Origin of the sequence: Enterobacter sp. 302C9 (genome assembly GCF_034106085.1) — a bacterium.
GTDB classification, from domain to species: domain Bacteria; phylum Pseudomonadota; class Gammaproteobacteria; order Enterobacterales; family Enterobacteriaceae; genus Enterobacter; species Enterobacter asburiae_B.
In genome coordinates, this window is the sequence record NZ_JAWNBW010000002.1 from 1 (window position 1) to 17,690 (window position 17,690).

A 17,690-nucleotide genomic window follows, 5' to 3' on the forward strand; every position below is an offset into this window, starting at 1 on the left:
GCTTAATATATTAACAAGAGAATATATTTTATATTCTTAATAAGTTTTAGAGTATTAATATGACTGGTCATTTTTCACGATAAATAACTAATATGGTTTGAATGCGCATGTTCGTTGCCCGATAAAGATGTACCCGGCAGGCGAAATCGGTAACCCTCTCAGGCGTGGGATTGCATAATGCTCAATATATCGTGGGACCCTGTGTTAATCGCTATCTCTTATCTGGTGGCGTTTATCGCCTCCTTTGTGGCGCTGGACAGCGCCGGAAAGATCCCCCTCTCCAGCCGAAAGGCTGCCCTGTTCTGGCGCATTGCCGGTGGGGTCACGCTGGGCATTGGCATTTGGTCGATGCACTTTATCGGCATGCTGTCGATGCAAATGCCCATGATGATGAGCTACGACCTCTGGTTAACCCTTGCGTCACTGGGTGTCGCGGTGGTTGCATCAGCCACGGCACTTAATATTGCCGTCGCGGGCAAAAAACTTTCTCCCTTTCGACTGATCTTTGCCACGGCGATCCTGAGCGCTGGCGTGGTGTCGATGCACTACATCGGTATGGCGGCCCTGATGCTGGATGGCAGCATCATCTGGGATCGCCGCCTCGTGGGGTTGTCCGTGGTTATTGCGGTTGTTGCCTCCGGCACGGCGCTGTGGCTGGCTTTCCGACTGCGGGATAAACACAAAGGCGTCTTTATCAATCGCATTCTCGCGGCCTTCATCATGGGTGCCGCCATTTGTGCGATGCACTATACCGGCATGAGTGCCGCGCAGTTTCAGGAAATGGCGCATACCCTCCCGGGCGGGATCGGCGAGCTGGGGTTATCCATCTGGGTTTCGGTCACCACGCTCTGCCTGCTCGGCGTGATGTTAATCATTTCACTGATCGATTCCCACCGGCGCACCAACCGGCTGACGGATAATCTGCATCAGCTCAACCGCCAGCTTGAGCTACAGGCGCGTTTTGACGCGCTCACCGGGCTCGCAAACCGCCACCAGATGGATCTCCGCATGCAGGATTGTCTGCGCAGCGCGCTGCTGAGCAAGAAGCCATTTGCGGTTATTTTCCTGAACGTCGATCACTTCAAACGCGTTAACGATACGTGGGGTCACAGCGTCGGTGATGAGCTATTGATCACGGTCGCGCAGCGCATCACGGCCCGGCTCACGCGCGAGATGACCCTGGCAAGGCTCGGAGGCGACGCCTTTATCCTGCTGGTGCCGGAATGTGACGACGACAGGCTCAACGCGCTGGTCACCGCGCTTCTTGAAGATGTGCGACGCCCTCTGTCCGTCTGCGGACATACGTTAAGCACGACGATCAGCGCGGGCGTCAGCCTCTATCCTCAGGACGGCGAAACGCTGCATGAGCTGAAGCTCAAGGCGGATGCAGCATTACATCGCGTCAAGGAAGATGGCCGCAACGGCTGGGCGATTTACCGGACCGAGATGTCAACGGCGCTCCCGGCAAAACCCGGTTTCCTGCAGGAGCTTTCTCAGGCGCTTGAGCGCGATCAGTTTGAACTGTGGTACCAGCCAACCTGGCATGCCGGAGAGAAAACCATTCACGGTTTTGAAGCCCTTCTGCGCTGGCGGCATCCTGAGCAAGGGGTTGTATTGCCTAATCTGTTTATCCCCTCTCTGGAGCAAACGGGCTTAATTATTCCGGTAGGTAACTGGGCCATTGAAGCGGCGTGCCGACAGCTTCATTTCTGGACTGAGCAAGGTTTCAGCCAGTGGACGCTGTCTCTCAACCTATCCCCCATCCAGTTTGAACAGCCTGATATTTTCCAGATCGTCTCGTCGATGCTGGAAAAATATAACTTGTCTCCGTCCCGGCTGATTCTGGAGGTAACGGAAAGCACCGCGCTTAAAAATCTGGACCGCAGCATTGAGTTGCTCAATGCGTTTAATCACGAGGGGATCGTTGTCTCGATTGATGATTTTGGGACGGGCTATTCCAACCTTTTGATGCTGAGCGTGCTGCCAGCAAAAGAACTCAAGATCGACAGAAGCTTTGTCACGTCGATGCTGGAAAATGAAAAAAGCTACAAGCTGGTTGAAACCATTATCAGTATCGCCCGGACCATGGAGATGAATGTGGTGGCAGAAGGGATCGAGACGGAAGAACAGCAGGCGGTTCTCACCCGACTCGGCTGCGATTACCTGCAGGGATATCTTTTCTCCCGCCCCTTACCTGCCGAACAGGTACCGTGGCTACTGCTGCAGATAAACTCAGACAAACAGATTATACCCATTAATAAAATTCAAACGGACCCCGCATTTATTTCTCAAAAAAATCATGCCTGACGGGGTTAAGTGGAGTATGTTTCAAAGGAGTACACGCGAGTCAATTCTGTCATGATTGTCAGGCACATGTTGTCGATGAACAGGAAACGCCTATGTCGCAACCTTGTTTTGATGCGTTGAATGTAATTAAAACACCCGTGTGGCTCGTTTCACCCGTGTCGGAAAAGATCATTTTTGCGAATGTGGCCGCAACGCAGATCATGGGGGATAAAACGCTCGATGACATGCGCAAAGGGATCTATTCAGCCAGTGCGCAAACCGTCCTGTCGATGTATGTATCTGAACTGAAAACAGAGCAGGAGATCGTCGAAATCTGGACAACGAGCCGGGATGGACAGGATACGCCGTTAAGCTGTCGCCTCTCGCTTGCCCACTACGCGCCCTGGGGCGATGTGATTGTTTTCGAGGGCATCTCCCAACAAATACTCTCAGGATTGAAGGCCAGCCGTTCCGCTACCTACCGGCGGAAAAAACAGGGTTTTTATGCGCGCTTTTTTCTGACCAACAGCGCCCCAATGCTGCTAATCGATCCGGCCCGCGACGGCCAAATCGTCGATGCGAATCTGGCCGCGCTCAATTTTTATGGTTATTCACATGATGACATGTGCAGTAAGCATACCTGGGAAATCAATACGCTGGGGCGAGATGTGATGCCCATTATGACTGCGATTGCCGCGCTGCCCGGTGGTCACAAGCCGCTCAATTTTGTTCACCGCCTTGCCGATGGATCCACCCGCCACGTTCAGACGTATGCCGGGCCCATTGAGATCTACGGTGACAAGCTGATGCTGTGCATCATCCACGATATCACCGAGCAAAAAAGGCTGGAGCAGGAGCTGGAACATGCGGCGTTACGTGACTCCATGACGGGGTTACTCAACCGGCGCCAGTTCTACGCGATTACCGATCAAAGCAATCTGAATAAACTTCCCTCGCAGCAGCAATTTAGCCTGCTGCTGGTGGATACCGACCATTTCAAAAACATTAATGACCTGTTCGGCCATCTGAAAGGCGATGAGGTGCTTATCGCCCTTTCCCGGACGCTGGAAGCCTGTAGTCGGGAGGGCGATATGGTGTTCCGCTGGGGTGGCGAAGAGTTCGTTATCCTGCTGCCGCGCACCTCTCTCGACACCGCGATGCAGATTGCCGAGTCAGTCCGTGCAGCCGTTGCCCGCATTACGATTCCAGGCCTGCCGCGGTTTACCGTCAGCATCGGCGTGGCGCGGCACAATCAGGGTGAGAGTATTGACGAGCTGTTTAAGCGTGTGGACGATGCGCTGTATCGCGCTAAAAATGACGGACGCAATAAAGTCCTTGCGGCATGAAACTGGAGTATCCGGAAAAGCCCCGCTACAATGCCCACCTCGAATCAATTAGCGTCAGGTGGGTAAAAGCCGCAATGGGAAAAACAGAAATAATACTCACCTTAATTATTTTACTCCTTATTATATTTGGCTTCTGGTTTATTTTTAGCGGTGAGATCTGGTATCTCGTCGAGTTCCTGGAAAATAGCCTTTACCCGACCTTCGATGCACCGTAACGCACGTTTAATCGCTTGTTTCACCTACCGAATATGTCAGGTATCTGCTTCCGTTACAGCCGCGTAAAATACGCGGCGTTATCCTCCAACAACGTTGATAACGAATCACTTATTCATTTGCTTATGTTGCCCGTGCTCTGACGGGCTTTTTTATTTCCGGCAATTCACCCACGCCAGGCTATATCTTAATCATCTTTATTGATAGAGGTGAGGAAAGATGAGCAAGAAGATCCTGATGCTGGTTGGCGATTACGCCGAAGATTACGAAACCATGGTGCCTTTTCAGGCGTTGCAGATGATTGGTCATCAGGTGGACGCGGTCTGCCCCGACAAACCGAAGGGCGATTACATCATGACGGCAATCCATGACTTTGACGGCGCCCAGACCTACAGCGAAAAGCCCGGTCACCGCTTTACCCTCAATGCCGATTTTTCAGCCGTAAAGGAGCAGGACTACGACGCGCTGCTCATCCCCGGCGGGAGAGCGCCCGAGTATCTGCGGTTAAATGAGGACGTCTTAAAGCTGGTACAGGCATTTGACGCCGCGCGTAAGCCGATTGCCGCAGTGTGCCACGGACCACAGCTGCTTGCTGCCGCGGGGATTCTGAAAGGACGAACCTGTAGCGCCTACCCGGCCTGTGCGCCTGAAGTCCGTCTCAGCGGTGGTCACTACGCCGCTATTGGCATCGATCAGGCCCATGTAGACGGTAACCTGGTTACGGCTCCCGCCTGGCCCGCGCATCCGCAGTGGCTGGCGAAGTTTAATGCGCTATTAGAATAACAGAGACCCGGCATCGGGCCACGCATAGCGAATGAAGCGGTACCGCGTATTGCAGACCTGGCGCATTCTCGCGCCAGGTCTCATAAAACATCAGTGCTTCTCGATATACATCGTCCGGCTATACGCCACGTCTTCCGGGTTATTAATAGGGTAGCCTTTCACCCAGGGCTTAATCAGGCGACCATTGGTGTACTGGTAAATGGGCGCGATAGGCGCTTTCTCCAGGAGGATTTTCTCCGCCATGTTGTAGTCGGTATTACGCGCTTTCGCCGTGGTTTCCAGCGTCGCCTGGTGGATAATTTTATCGTAGGCCGGGTCGTTGAAACGCGAGATATTCCCGCTGTGGGTGGAGGTCAGCAGGGACAGGAAGGTCGACGGCTCATTGTAATCGCCTACCCATGACGCGCGGATCACATCAAAATTGCCGGTATTACGGCTGTCGATATAGGTTTTCCACTCCTGGTTTTGCAGTTTGACGTCCACACCGAGATTTTTCTTCCACATGGACGCCACCGCAATGGCGATTTTCTGATGGTTTTCCGAGGTGTTGTACAGCAGGGTCAACTTCAGCGGACGCTGCGGGCCGTAACCTGCGGCCTGGAGCAAAGTTTTCGCCTGAGCGTTCAGCTCCTGCTGGGACATCTGCTCGAACGGTGAAGGCTCAGGGGTGAAGCCCGCCGTCACGTCAGGGGTGAAATGCCAGGCCGGCTTCTCGCCTGTACCTAATACCTTTTCCGCCATAATGCGGCGATCGATAGTCATGCTCAGCGCAAGACGAACCCGGGCATCGGCCGTCGGGCCCTTTTGCGTGTTGAATGCGTAGTAATAGGTCCCGAGCTGAGGCGGCGTATACACCTGTCCAGGAATGTCCTTCAGGAGCTTCTGATACATGTTTTTCGGGAATGATTCGGTGATATCAATATCCCCCGCCAGATAACGCTTAGTGGCTGACGATTCCTGATTAATCGGAATGAAGGTCACTTTTTGCAGGACAGTTTTCGCGTTGTCCCAGTAGTGCGTATTCGGCACGACAACCAGTTTTTCATTCACCACGCGGTCGTTCAGGACGTACGCGCCGTTACCCACCAGGGCGCCCGGACGCGTCCACTCTTTCCCGCTTTCAACGTTCGCTTTTTGCACCGGATAGAAGGCAAAGTTCGCCGTCAGGTTGCTAAACCACGGGAGCGGTTTGTCCAGCTGGACGCGTAAGGTTCTGGCATCCACCGCCGTCACGCCCAGGGTATCTGGCGCCGCTTTGCCATCAATAATGGCCTGCGCGTTGTTGATGCCTGCCAGCGCCGCAAACCAGGCAAACGGAGAGGTGGATTTCGGGTCAACCAGACGCTGCCAGCTGTAGACAAAATCCTGCGCGGTGACGGGCGTACCGTCAGACCATTTCGCGTTATCGCGCAGGGTGAACGTCCAGATACGGTTATCGTTACTCTGCCAGCGCGTCGCCACGCCGGGGGTCAGCTCCCCTTTCTCGTTCTGATTTACCAGCCCTTCGAAAAGATCGCGAATTACCTGAATCTCGGGTAATCCCACCGCTTTTGCCGGATCGAGCGAAGCCGGTTCGTCTTTGATATGCCTGACCAGCTCCTGTTTTTGCGCCAGTACCGTGCCCTGGGGCACATCAGCAGCGTACGAGAGTGTAGAGAGTCCGCACAGGTACAGTGCAGCGCAAAGACGCGAAACAGGATGCTTCATAAGATCCCCTTTGATGAATTCAGGTAACAAGCAGATGCGTAATTATTTGTTTCGAAACAGAGAAATGCAAATACCTTACGCCTGAATAGTGATTTAAGGCAATTCTCAAGCGTTACGGAAACTATTTGATTAACAGCGGGTTTTGCACAACACTGCCAGTAGAGACTTCTTTATCAGGATTTCGTATGGCAATCACCCGACCACGAGCGGAACGCGGAGCCTTTCCGCCGGGCGCTGAGCAATATGGCCGCTCATTTTTAGGCGCATCGCTGATCTGGTTCCCGGCGCCCGATGCCGATCGCAGCAGCGGTTTGGTCATTGCCGGCACGCACGGAGATGAGAACTCGTCCATCGTCACGCTTTCCTGCGCGCTGCGGACGCTGACGCCTTCATTGCGCCGTCACCACGTGATTCTTGCCGTCAATCCGGACGGCTGTCAGCTTGGATTACGGGCGAATGCGAGGGGCGTTGACCTGAACCGTAATTTCCCGGCGGCAAACTGGCGCGCCGGAGAAACGGTTTATCGCTGGAACAGCTCCGCCGAGGAGCGGGACGTGGTGCTGCTGACGGGAGACAAGCCCGGCTCGGAGCCGGAAACGCAGGCGCTATGCCAGCTTATCCATAAGATCCACCCCGCCTGGGTTGTCTCCTTCCACGATCCGCTGGCCTGCATTGAAGATCCGCGTCACTCCGACCTGGGCGCGTGGCTGGCGCAGGCTTTCGCCCTGCCGCTCGTCACCAGCGTGGGCTATGAAACACCCGGATCGTTCGGTAGCTGGTGCGCCGATTTGAGCCTGCCCTGCATTACCGCTGAATTCCCGCCAATTTCCTCCGACGAAGCCAGCGAAAAATACTTAAACGCGATGATGGAGCTACTGCGCTGGCAGCCTCAAAGATGAAGCACGCCGCTGGTAAAATTAAGCGCCGGTGAAACGTCAACCGCCAGCCACGTCGGGCCATCCAGATCGGCGAAACGGACCTGATTGACCAGCGGCAGCGCCGCGCCGATCGCCCGGGATGTGCAGAGCATGCATCCCAGCATCAGGGAAAAGCCCTGCGCCTGCGCTTCCGCCGCCAGGGCCAGCGCTTCTGTCAGCCCGCCGGTCTTGTCGAGCTTGATATTGACCATCTCATAGCTGCCCTTAAGCGCGCTCAAATTCTCGCGGGTATGACAGCTTTCATCCGCACAGACGGGCAGCGGATGGATAAAATTCTTCAGCGCCGCATCATCCTTCGCTGGCAGAGGCTGTTCCAGCATCGCCACGCCCAGGTCAGCCAGCAGCTGGCATCGCGCGGCAAGCCCCTCGGGATGCCACGACTCGTTGGCGTCAACAATCAGCGTGGCCGAGGGAACCGCCGAGCGAATGGCGACCATCCGCTCGCTGATCAGGCGATCGTCGAGCTTCACTTTTAACAGCGTGGCCCCTGCGTCATAGAGCGCTTTTGCGCTGGCAGCCATCTGCTCCGGCTCACCAATCACGACCGTTTGCGCCGTCACGACGGACTCCGGCAGCGCCCCCCCCAGCAAGGACGTCAGCGATTGTTGCTGCCTGGCGGCCTCAAGGCTCCAGAGCGCACAGTCGATGGCGTTGCGCGCAGCCCCGGCGGGTAAACGCTGCTGTAACGCCTCGCGCGTGAGCCCTTTTTGCAGGTCAGGCACCAGGGTCATGATATGCGCCATCACCGACGCAGGACTTTCTCCATAGCGCGGGTAAGGCGTACATTCCCCAACGCCTTTAACCCCCTCTTCTTCAATTTCAACCACGACCACGCTGGCTTCACTTCGACTGCCGCGGGAGATCACAAACGGGGTATGCAATGGCCAGGCTTCTTCATAGACCTTAACGCTTCTCATCACTGACTCCTTGCGGCCCGGAAAGGCGAAAAATTTGGTTTGCCGTGTTATACGCTGATGGCATACACTAGCCCCGACGTTAACTATATGTAAACAGGAAGATATCTATGTCACAACTCGTTCATTTCCAGGGCAACCCGGTTGCTGTTGCAGGTTCCATTCCGCAGGCTGGCAGCAAAGCGCAGGCTTTTACTCTGGTGGCTAAAGATCTGTCTGACGTCACACTGGCTCAGTTTGCGGGTAAACGCAAAGTACTGAACATTTTCCCAAGCATTGATACCGGCGTTTGTGCCGCGTCCGTGCGTAAATTCAACCAGCTGGCGACTGAAATGGACAACACCGTTGTGCTGTGCATTTCCGCTGACCTGCCGTTTGCCCAGTCCCGTTTCTGCGGTGCTGAAGGCCTGAGCAACGTTATCACCCTCTCCACCCTGCGCAGCGCAGATTTCCTCGAGAAATACGGCGTCAGCATCGCGGAAGGCCCACTGAAAGGTCTGGCAGCACGTGCCGTACTGGTTCTGGATGAAAACGACACCGTTGTCTTCAGCGAACTGGTTAACGAAATCACCACCGAGCCGGACTACACTGCCGCGCTGGACGTGCTGAAAGCATAATAAGTACTTAGCATTCTATACAACTTATTCTCAACCTCGCTGCGGCGGGGTTTTTTATTATATTAAAGCTGAATCGTTAAAGCATAAATGCTCACAAATCACATTAGTCATGCAATAAAAACGTCGACGCGTAACATTAACGTGATCAATAACGCATAATAATCGTTAAAATTCTCTATTTTCATCCCCAGTGAAGCACATCACATTTCCCTTTTTGCCTAAACATTAGATTTGCTTACGAAAGAAAATAATCGTTTCAGCAAAAAGGATAAAATATGAAAATTAAATTCGCTTTTACGCTCCTTGCGGTACTGATTTCTGGCCATGCAGCGGCCAAAACCTGGGTGCTGACAAGCGCTGAAAGCAGCGTAGAGAAAGGAAACTGGAAGATTTCCAGTGATGAGCTGAAAGTTAAAGACCAAACGTTCAGCATTGAGCAAAAAGTCTTACACGGTGGTAAACAGGAAGGCAGCAAAGTCATCATTATTAGCAGCAAAGATGGCCTCACCATCACCCTGAGCCCGACCCGCGGGATGAACCTTCTGCATGTAGAAGGCTTTGGCACCCGACTGGGGTGGAATTCGCCCGTTAAAGAGGTCGTTAATCCGGCATATATCAATCTTGAGAGCCGCAACGGTCTCGGCTGGCTGGATGGTTTCAACGAGATGATGGTGCGCTGTGGCTATGAGTGGACAGGACACCCGGTTACCGCTGACGGGCAAATTTACACCCTGCACGGCAGGGCCGGTAATACCCCCGTTTCGCAGGTCGAGGTTGAAATCGCCGATGCCGCCCCGCATGAGATCCGCGTTCGGGGTTTGATCAAAGAGAGCACGTTTAAAAAATCGGATCTGCAAACCATGACCGAACTGCGCTACGTTCCCGGAACCAACCAGTTCAGCCTGCACGATGTTCTGACCAACCATGCGGATTACCCTCATGATTACCAAATCATCTATCACAGCAACTTCGGCACGCCGATCCTTGAAGAAGGCGCCCGCTTCCTTGCGCCGGCGGCGAGCGTGAGCCCGTTCAATGACTACGCCAAAGCGGGGGTTAACGACTGGCAAACCTATGCCGGGCCGACAAAAGGCTTTGATGAGATGGTCTTTAACATTAAACCGCTCGCGGACAATAACCACGAAACGCTTGCGGCGGTGGTCAATAAAGCCGGAGATAAAGGCGCGTCAATCCAGTTTGATACCCGCCAGCTGCCCGTGCTGACCTTATGGAAGAACACCGATACGCTGAAGCAGGGCTACGTCACGGGCATTGAGCCGGGCACCAGCTACGCCTACCCCGTTACGATTGAACGCGAGCAGAAGCGGGTTAAGCAGCTGCAGCCCGGTGCCAGCGCGCAGTTTGACCTGACCTATACCCTGCTGCACAGCCCGCAGCAGGTGAAAGAGGTCGAAAACAGGATTGCATCGATTCAGGGAGAGACAAAAACAGACATCGTTAACACGCCGATGGCGAAGGAATAAACGCAAAGTAAAAAGCCTCTTTACAGAGGCTTTTTGTTATTCGTCGCCTTTCTTATGATTCAAACCGTACTCGCGCAGCTTGTTCGCGATCGCGGTATGCGAGACGCCAAGGCGTTTTGCCAGCTTGCGGGTGCTGGGATAGCTGCGGTACAGCTGCGTCAGCACTGAACGCTCAAAACGGCTGGTGATATCGTCCAGCGAACCTTCCATCGCCTCTTCGCCAACCGATACCGTCCCCGCGTCGTAATCAGGCAACAGAATATCCTGCGGACGCAGTTCATAGCCTTCCAGCTGGGTCAGCGCACGATAAACGGCGTTTTTAAGCTGGCGAATGTTGCCCGGCCAGCCGTAGCGCATCAGCACCGTGCCGAGATCGGCAGACAGCTTCGGACGCGGCACCCCCTGCTCGTCGGCAAAGCGGGCGACGAACAGCTCCGTGAGCGGCATGATGTCCTGCGGACAATCGCGCAGCGGGGGAATATTCAGCGTCAGGACGTTGAGGCGGTAATAGAGATCTTCGCGGAAGATCCCCTTTTGCACCAGTTCCACCAGGTTTTTCTGGGTGGCGCAAATGACGCGCACGTCCACATGCACTTCGTGATCCTCACCGACGCGGCGGAAGGTTCCGTCGTTCAGGAAACGCAGCAGCTTAGCCTGCATGCGCGGCGACATTTCGCCGATTTCGTCCAGCAGCACGGAGCCGCCGTTAGCCTGCTCGAAGAACCCTTTCTTGCCTTCCGGCGCGTGGCCAAACAGCTCGCTTTCAACGGCGTCTTCCGGAATAGAGGCGCAGTTAAGTGCCAGATAAGGCTTAGCCGCACGCGGGCTCGCCAGATGCACCGCATGAGCCAGCAGGTCTTTCCCGGTGCCGGTATCCCCGGTAATCAGCAGCGGCGCGGTCAGGCTTGCAAGCTTGCGCGCCTGGTCAACCACATGGCGCATTTTCGGGCTGACGGCAATAATCTGGCTGAACGCGCCAACATCCTGGCTGGAAATGTTCTGCAGCTGGCGACCCATGCGTAACGTCGAGCGCAGCATGATCACCGCCCCGGTCAACACGCGGGTATTCCCTTCCCCTTTCAGATAGACCGGCGTGATCTCCATCAGGAAATTCTGCCCGTTAATCACCACATGCTCGCTAAGCGTGTTCTGCGGATTGCTGTCCAGCCAGCGCTGGAAGTTAAAGCCGGGGATCAGCTGCGCGGCGTTATGATTGCTGAGCTTCTCCTGGCTCTGCGCGAAAAGCTGGCAGCTCGCGTGGTTAACGCGCTCAACTTTGCTTTTCAAATCCAGGGAGAGGAACGGCTCAGGCATCGCTTCCAGCAGCGCGCTCAGCGCCAGGTGCTCACGCTCAGAGGGCATCCAGGGAATGGTGCGTACATCCGTAACGCCAGCGATACGGCGGATTTCCGCCATCAGGCTGCTGAAGGTATTAAATTCAATTTCGGCAAAATTGAGGTAAATTCGCCCGACAGGATCGATCTCAATGCCACGTAAATCAATGCTACGTAAAACAAGAAGATCGAGTAATTCGCGGGTCAGACCGAGACGGTCTTCACAGAAGACTTCAAGACGCATGGGAAATTCACCGTTTTAAGCCAATAACAGTAAAATGATATGTCAGAACACGGTGATCGGGAAGATGGCTGTCAACAAATATTGACAGCCAGCACGATAAGTGAACAAAACCTCACGGAGCCGGTTTTTTATTGAGCGTCTCTTTAAGCTGGCCGATCAGCTCGCGCCTGAAATCCCCCAGCCGGGGCTTATCGCCATCAATCCACGGCAGCGGACGGCAGACTTCCATCGCTTTAATCCCCAAACGCGCGGTCAATAATCCCGCGCCGATACCCTGCGCGGCACGAGCGGAAAGACGCGCCGCCAGATCCTGCGACATCCAGTCCATTCCGACTTCGCGCACCAGTTCACTCGCCCCGGCAAACGCGATATTGAGCAGGACCAGCTTGAACAGCCGGAGTCGACTGTAGTAACCCAGCTCTATGCCGTAAAGGTTCGCGATACGGTTGATCAGGCGCAGGTTACGCCAGGCGATAAAGGCCATATCGACCAGCGCCAGCGGGCTGACGGCAATCATCAGGGTGGATTCCGCCGCAGAACGGCTGATCTCGCGTCGCGCCTGGGCATCCAGCACCGGCTGAACCATATGGGAGTAGAGCGTCACAACTTCCCGGTCATTCTGGGTTTCATGGATGGCGGCATACCAGCGCTGAAGCGCCGGATGCGACTGATCGATTCCGGCCTGGCTGGCCAGCTTTTCACAGAACGCGCGGCCTTTGCCGGTGCCGTGGCTGTGGAGCAGATCCCGCGCCTCATCACGCTCGTGCGCGCGCTGGCGCAAACGCCAGAGCCGCCGCCACTCGGTGGCAACCGACCCGATACCCGCTCCCACAATCAGCGCGCCCGCGGCACATCCGCCCAGCGCGACCCAGTCCTGAGTTTGCCAGGCATTCATCGTCCACTGCGCGCCCTGCCCAACCACGCTTACGCCAAACAGCGCCAGACCGGCGGTGACCATCCTGCGCCACAGGCTGCGTTTTGGACGCAGGGCGGCTTCCACAACGGCCTCAGCATGACCTTCCTCGACGCCGGGCTCCTCGGTCAGGGCCGGGGCAAAGTTATCAGCCTGCGTGCCGCTGAACGTCTGCGCGGTTTTGAACGCCTCCTGAGGATCCTGCTCAAGCGTTCCGGTAAAGTCTATGCGCGGTTTTAACGGTTCCGTCATCGCAATTTATCTCCAATCAAAAACTCCAGCGCCGCATCCAGACGGATGTGTGGCAATGGCCGATCGACGCTCATTGCCTGCGGGCGGAAGGCTTCAAACTGAAAGCCCTGGTTCTGCCAGAAGGCCTGGCCCGGCAGCCGCGCAGGCACTTCACCCGGATAGACGGTAAGCGGTTCACCGTCGCTGAGCCGGTTCCCGCGTAATGCCGGTATTTTCTCGCCGTTAAGATCAATCAGCCCGCTTTGCGTTGCCTGCACGGACGCAAGCCCAAGGCAATCCATGCCGATCCCTTCGAAGGCGGCGTTTTGCCAGGCGTCCTGCACCAGCTGCTGCAGCAGCGATACCATATTGGCATGCTGGTCGACCGTGACGTGATCGGCCTTGGTGGCCGCAAAGAGCAGTTTATCGATCACCGGTGAGAACAGACGGCGAAACAGCGTCCGCTGCCCGTAGTGAAAACTTTGCATCAGCTGCGTCAGCGCCAGGCGCATATCGTTGAAGGCCTGCGGCCCGCTGTTGAGCGGCTGCAGACAATCCACCAGCACAATCTGACGGTCAAATCGCAAAAAGTGGTTTTTATAGAATCCCTTGACCACTTTTTCACAGTAGTAATTGTAACGCTCGCGCAGCATCCCGGCGTTAGTGTGCCTGTCGGCCTGCGCCAGCTTCGACTCGCCCACCCTATCCACGTCCGGCCAGGGGAAGAACTGAAGCGCAGGCGCGCCCGCTAAATCACCCGGCAGGACAAAGCGACCCGGCTGAATGAAGTGCAACCCTTCCTGCTTGCACTGGTGCAGATACGCCGTCCAGGCTTCGGCAATGGCCGCCAGACGGTTTTCATCGGCTGGCGCAAGCGGGTCCAGGCCTTCGCACAGCTGTCGCCATTTGGCCGACCACCCGGCGCGCTGCCCCTGTAACAAGCCCGTCATCTGGCGGGACCAGCTGAGGTAATCCTGCGCCAGCATCGGCAGGTCGAGCAACCATTCACCGGGGTAATCGACGATTTCAAGGTACAGCGTAGAAGTATCCTTGAAGTGGCGCATCAGGGATTCATTCGAGCGAAAGCGCAGCGCGAGGCGAATTTCACTCACCCCTCGCGTCGGCGTCGGCCACATGGGCGGATCGCCATAGAGCTGCGCCAGCCCTTCGTCATAGGTAAAACGTGGAATCCCAAAATCACGCTGAGGAACGCGCTTCACGCCCAGCAGGCGTTCTTCCCGCACCGCGCTGAGCAGCGGCAGACGCGCCCCGGCGTGCAGGTTCAGGAGCTGGTTCACCATCGCGGTGATAAACGCCGTCTTACCGCTGCGGCTCAGCCCCGTCACGGCCAGACGCAGATGACGGTCAACGCCACGGTTCACCAGTGAATTGATTTCGTTTTTAAGTCGCTTCATCGCCGTCCTTCGTTGCCTGGAAGCCTTGAATGCATGGCTTCAGAATACAATAAATGGGGGCAGATCGTTGATTATCAATTCTTATTTATTGCTATTGCCGTTTTCTCTCCAGTAAGATGAACGGTATTGCTGTCAGTCCGGAGTGAGTAAGGTGTATGTCACCCACCATCTATGATATCGCACGGGTTGCGGGCGTATCGAAATCAACCGTTTCCCGCGTTCTGAATAAACAAACGAATATTTCTCCCGAAGCGCGTGAAAAAGTGCTGAAGGCGATTGACGAATTAAATTATCAGCCCAACAAACTGGCCCGCGCCCTGACCTCTTCAGGCTTCGATGCCATTATGGTTATTTCGACCCGTTCAACCAAAACCACTGCCGGTAATCCTTTTTTCTCCGATGTCCTGCATGCCATTACGGCAAAAGCGGAAGAAGAAGGATTTGACGTTATTTTACAAACGTCAAAAAGCAGCGAAGATGATTTGCTGAAATGCGTGAGTAAAATAAAACAGAAGATGATCAAAGGGATCATTATGCTGAGCTCACCGGCAAATGAATCCTTTTTCACCACGCTGGATGAGTATGGCGTACCGGTAGTGGTTATCGGTAAAGTGGAAGGTGAGTATCAAAATATCTATTCCGTCGACACGGATAATTTCCATGACAGCGCCACGCTGACCGAAACCTTTATTAAAAACGGACGCCGTAAAATTGCCTGTCTGCATGCCCCGCTTGATTATCATGTTTCGATCGATCGCCTTGCGGGCTATAAAGCCAGTCTGGAAAAGCACCATATTGCCCTTAACCCGGACTGGATCAGGGATGGCGGTTATACCCATGAGAGTGCGCTTACGGCAGCGCTGGAATTGTTGTCTTCACCCACGCCGCCTGATGCAGTATTCGCTACCGACAGCATGAAGTTACTTAGCCTCTATCGCGCGGCGGATGAGTTGAACCTGATGATCCCGGAGCAGGTGGTGATAGCCGGATACAGTGACCCGATGCTGTCTCTCATTTTAACGCCCGCACCTGGCGGCTTTGATATCCCCACCCGAAAACTGGGGGAAGAGAGCTGCGATCTTCTTTTCAGGCGTATTGCGGGTCATCCCGCTCCGCAAAAAGTGCTGGTTGATACCCACTTTTTGTTGGCTGCTTCCCTTCGCTAAAGCCAGGGGCGAAGTGCCCCTGGCGTGCAGTCGGTCAGAACGCGTAGTTTACGCCAACCCCCGCATAGTGGAAGCGGTCGCTTTCGCCTTCATCGTGGTTTTCCCACTCATAGGCGTATTCCAGCGTCATGGATAAACCATTGTTGAAATCGTAAGCGTAGAGGAGACCGAGTCGGTTGAAATCGTGTCCTTCACGCTCAGGATCGTCCTGCCAGTCCCAGTTAGACCAGCGATCGAGCCCCAGGCGGGTATAAGGCGTTAAGGTGGTCTGGCCTAACGAAATAGGCAGATAGGCACGAATTTCCTGAGTAGAAAACTCGCCGTTATTACGGGAACTGTCCATATTGAAGCCGCGCTCTAAATAATAATTCACTTTAGCAGCAAAGGTTTTGTTAATGGTCCAGGTAAAGCCCGTTTCGGTTTCAACGCGGCTGTCAGCATAGCCGGTTTTTTGCAGATCGTTAGCAAACTGATACATGGCAAACCAGCCGCCAAAACGCCAGTCGTCGGTTAATTTAATATCCCAGTCAGGCTGAACTTTGTAGCGCTGCATATTAGCGCTGCCGTCTTTGGCACCGTGCTCATCTTTAAAGTGATAACCATAATTACGGAAACCGCCGGTCAGACCGAAGGTGAAATTATCGGTTCCGATAAAGCGATAGCGTAATTGAAATTCAGGACGATCGAAATAGGTTCCACGGGTCATACTACTGTAATCAACCGGCCCCTCCTGATACATCGCCAGCGAAATAGTCCACGCATCCCAGGTTGCATTGAACCATACGGAAGGTTCATATAATCCATCTTTATCGTCGCCCTGCCCCTCAACGTTTTCGATTTCATACATTGCGCCAATATTAAATTCCCACTGTTTAGCTGCTTCTGATGCTTGTGCACAGCTAACTCCTGCGCACAGAACGAGCGCAGCACTTCTTAGTAGAGTACTCATTTAATTTTCCCTTTATAAGTAACAAACAAAAAAACCGGAAATTTTCATTTCCGGCGAACACCTTTCTTATCTAATAGCCGCTTCGGTTTCAGCGTCGAAGAAATGGCACTTATTCATATCGAACTGGATATTGATATTATCCCCTGCGGCATAATCATTCGCCGCGCCAGCGCGAACCACCAGCTCATGACCGCCAACGGTGGCGTAAAGCATAAATTCTGCGCCGGTCAGTTCGGCTACGCTGACTTTCGCCGCGATATTTTTACCACTGCTCTGCAGAGTGAGAATATCTTCCGGGCGGATCCCAAATACCACCGCTTTGCGCTGATACCCTGCGGCATTCAGTGAAGCGAGCTTGTCTTCCGGGATCGCCAGACGCAGCGTTTCCGTGACGAAATAGCGATCGTCGATAGCACCGCGAATAAAGTTCATGGCTGGCGATCCGATAAACCCAGCAACAAACACGTTTGCCGGTTCGTTGTACACCTGCTTCGGAGCGCCAACCTGCTGAATAATGCCGTCTTTTAAGATCACGATTCGGGTCGCCATCGTCATGGCTTCCGTCTGGTCGTGAGTCACGTAAATCATCGTGGTGTTGAGCTTCTGGTGCAACTTGCTGATTTCAGCCCGCATCTGCACGCGAAGCTTGGCATCAAGGTTGGAGAGCGGTTCATCCATCAGGAACACGCCCGCTTCGCGCACGATCGCCCTGCCCAACGCCACGCGCTGTCGCTGGCCGCCGGACAGCGCGCCCGGTTTACGCTTGAGGTACTCGCGTAATCCGAGGATCTGTGCCGCCCAGTTAACGCGCTCGTCGATAACCACAGGCGCAATTTTTTGCATCTTCAGGCCGAACGCCATGTTGTCGTAGACCGTCATATGCGGATAAAGCGCATAGTTCTGGAACACCATCGCGATATCGCGTGACTTGGCGGGCACGTCATTCATGCACACCCCGTCAATAATCAGTTCACCCGCGCTGATCTCCTCCAGACCGGCAATCATGCGCAGCGTCGTGGATTTCCCGCAGCCCGAAGGCCCGACGAAGACGATGAACTCCTTGTCTTCTATTTCGAGACTGAAATCCTTAACCACGTGGACCTGGTTATCATAGATTTTCTGAATGTGTTTCAGGGACAGTTGAGCCATT

15 protein-coding genes are annotated in these 17,690 nt (G+C 54.6%); 8 read left to right on the forward strand and 7 right to left on the reverse strand.

The genetic code is table 11. The features are described 5' to 3' along the window. The first annotated feature begins 177 nt into the window (after positions 1-177). From UR289_RS05755 to UR289_RS05770, 4 genes are all read left to right on the forward strand, one after another. Positions 178-2,307 carry a putative bifunctional diguanylate cyclase/phosphodiesterase gene (locus UR289_RS05755; protein ID WP_320709390.1) on the forward strand — a complete coding sequence of 710 codons (2,130 nt, stop codon included), beginning with the start codon at positions 178-180 and terminating at the stop codon, positions 2,305-2,307. A 92-nt stretch (positions 2,308-2,399) separates the two neighbouring features. Next, on the forward strand, positions 2,400-3,632 hold the full coding sequence (locus UR289_RS05760) for a sensor domain-containing diguanylate cyclase (protein WP_320709391.1): 1,233 nt from the start codon (positions 2,400-2,402) through the stop codon (positions 3,630-3,632). 74 nt (positions 3,633-3,706) lie between these two features. Then, positions 3,707-3,847: an Ecr family regulatory small membrane protein gene (locus tag UR289_RS05765; protein ID WP_021240268.1), complete on the forward strand. Its 141-nt coding sequence runs from the start codon at positions 3,707-3,709 to the stop codon at positions 3,845-3,847. A gap of 217 nt (positions 3,848-4,064) precedes the next feature. Further along, a complete protein-coding gene (locus UR289_RS05770; protein WP_033145709.1) occupies positions 4,065-4,628 on the forward strand; it encodes a DJ-1/PfpI family protein in 564 nt (187 codons plus the stop codon). Positions 4,629-4,718: 90 nt separating this feature from the next. On the opposite strand, the gene UR289_RS05775 is transcribed toward UR289_RS05770, so the two are convergent. Then, positions 4,719-6,335, reverse strand: coding sequence for a peptide ABC transporter substrate-binding protein (locus UR289_RS05775; protein WP_073000629.1), 1,617 nt, complete (start codon positions 6,333-6,335; stop codon positions 4,719-4,721). Between the two features lie 185 nt (positions 6,336-6,520). Between UR289_RS05775 and mpaA the strand changes: the two genes are divergently transcribed. After that, positions 6,521-7,234, forward strand: a complete 714-nt coding sequence (gene mpaA / locus UR289_RS05780) for a murein tripeptide amidase MpaA (RefSeq protein ID WP_167818634.1) — start codon at positions 6,521-6,523, stop codon at positions 7,232-7,234. On the opposite strand, the gene ycjG is transcribed toward mpaA, so the two are convergent. After that, complete coding sequence (ycjG, locus tag UR289_RS05785) at positions 7,225-8,190, reverse strand: L-Ala-D/L-Glu epimerase (RefSeq protein WP_096151546.1); 966 nt, start codon at positions 8,188-8,190, stop codon at positions 7,225-7,227. The genes mpaA and ycjG overlap by 10 nt on opposite strands. 107 nt (positions 8,191-8,297) lie before the next feature. Here ycjG and tpx point away from each other — a divergent pair, with 107 nt between their 5' ends. Further along, a complete protein-coding gene (gene tpx, locus UR289_RS05790) occupies positions 8,298-8,804 on the forward strand; it encodes a thiol peroxidase (RefSeq protein WP_023335907.1) in 507 nt (168 codons plus the stop codon). 275 nt (positions 8,805-9,079) lie between these two features. Next, positions 9,080-10,288, forward strand: a complete 1,209-nt coding sequence (locus UR289_RS05795; protein WP_048979160.1) for an aldose 1-epimerase family protein — start codon at positions 9,080-9,082, stop codon at positions 10,286-10,288. A gap of 36 nt (positions 10,289-10,324) precedes the next feature. On the opposite strand, the gene tyrR is transcribed toward UR289_RS05795, so the two are convergent. The 3 genes from tyrR to UR289_RS05810 form a co-directional block, all read right to left on the reverse strand. Further along, positions 10,325-11,866 carry a transcriptional regulator TyrR gene (tyrR, locus tag UR289_RS05800; protein WP_023335909.1) on the reverse strand — a complete coding sequence of 514 codons (1,542 nt, stop codon included), beginning with the start codon at positions 11,864-11,866 and terminating at the stop codon, positions 10,325-10,327. A gap of 112 nt (positions 11,867-11,978) precedes the next feature. Then, positions 11,979-13,031, reverse strand: a complete 1,053-nt coding sequence (locus UR289_RS05805) for a YcjF family protein (RefSeq protein WP_320709397.1) — start codon at positions 13,029-13,031, stop codon at positions 11,979-11,981. Further along, positions 13,028-14,425 (reverse strand): YcjX family protein, encoded by a 1,398-nt coding sequence (locus tag UR289_RS05810; RefSeq protein WP_143346908.1) that lies wholly within the window; start codon positions 14,423-14,425, stop codon positions 13,028-13,030. The genes UR289_RS05805 and UR289_RS05810 overlap by 4 nt, the downstream gene beginning before the upstream one ends. A gap of 155 nt (positions 14,426-14,580) precedes the next feature. On the opposite strand from UR289_RS05810, the gene UR289_RS05815 reads away from it, so the two are divergent. Continuing rightward, entirely contained in the window at positions 14,581-15,591 is a 1,011-nt protein-coding gene (locus UR289_RS05815) for a LacI family DNA-binding transcriptional regulator (protein ID WP_320709399.1), read from the forward strand. 34 nt (positions 15,592-15,625) lie between these two features. Here UR289_RS05815 and UR289_RS05820 read toward each other — a convergent pair whose 3' ends face one another. Next, positions 15,626-16,540: an OmpG family monomeric porin gene (locus tag UR289_RS05820; RefSeq protein WP_241174781.1), complete on the reverse strand. Its 915-nt coding sequence runs from the start codon at positions 16,538-16,540 to the stop codon at positions 15,626-15,628. A 66-nt stretch (positions 16,541-16,606) separates the two neighbouring features. Continuing rightward, positions 16,607-17,689 (reverse strand): ABC transporter ATP-binding protein, encoded by a 1,083-nt coding sequence (locus UR289_RS05825; RefSeq protein ID WP_087822715.1) that lies wholly within the window; start codon positions 17,687-17,689, stop codon positions 16,607-16,609. Between the last annotated feature and the right edge of the window lies 1 nt (position 17,690).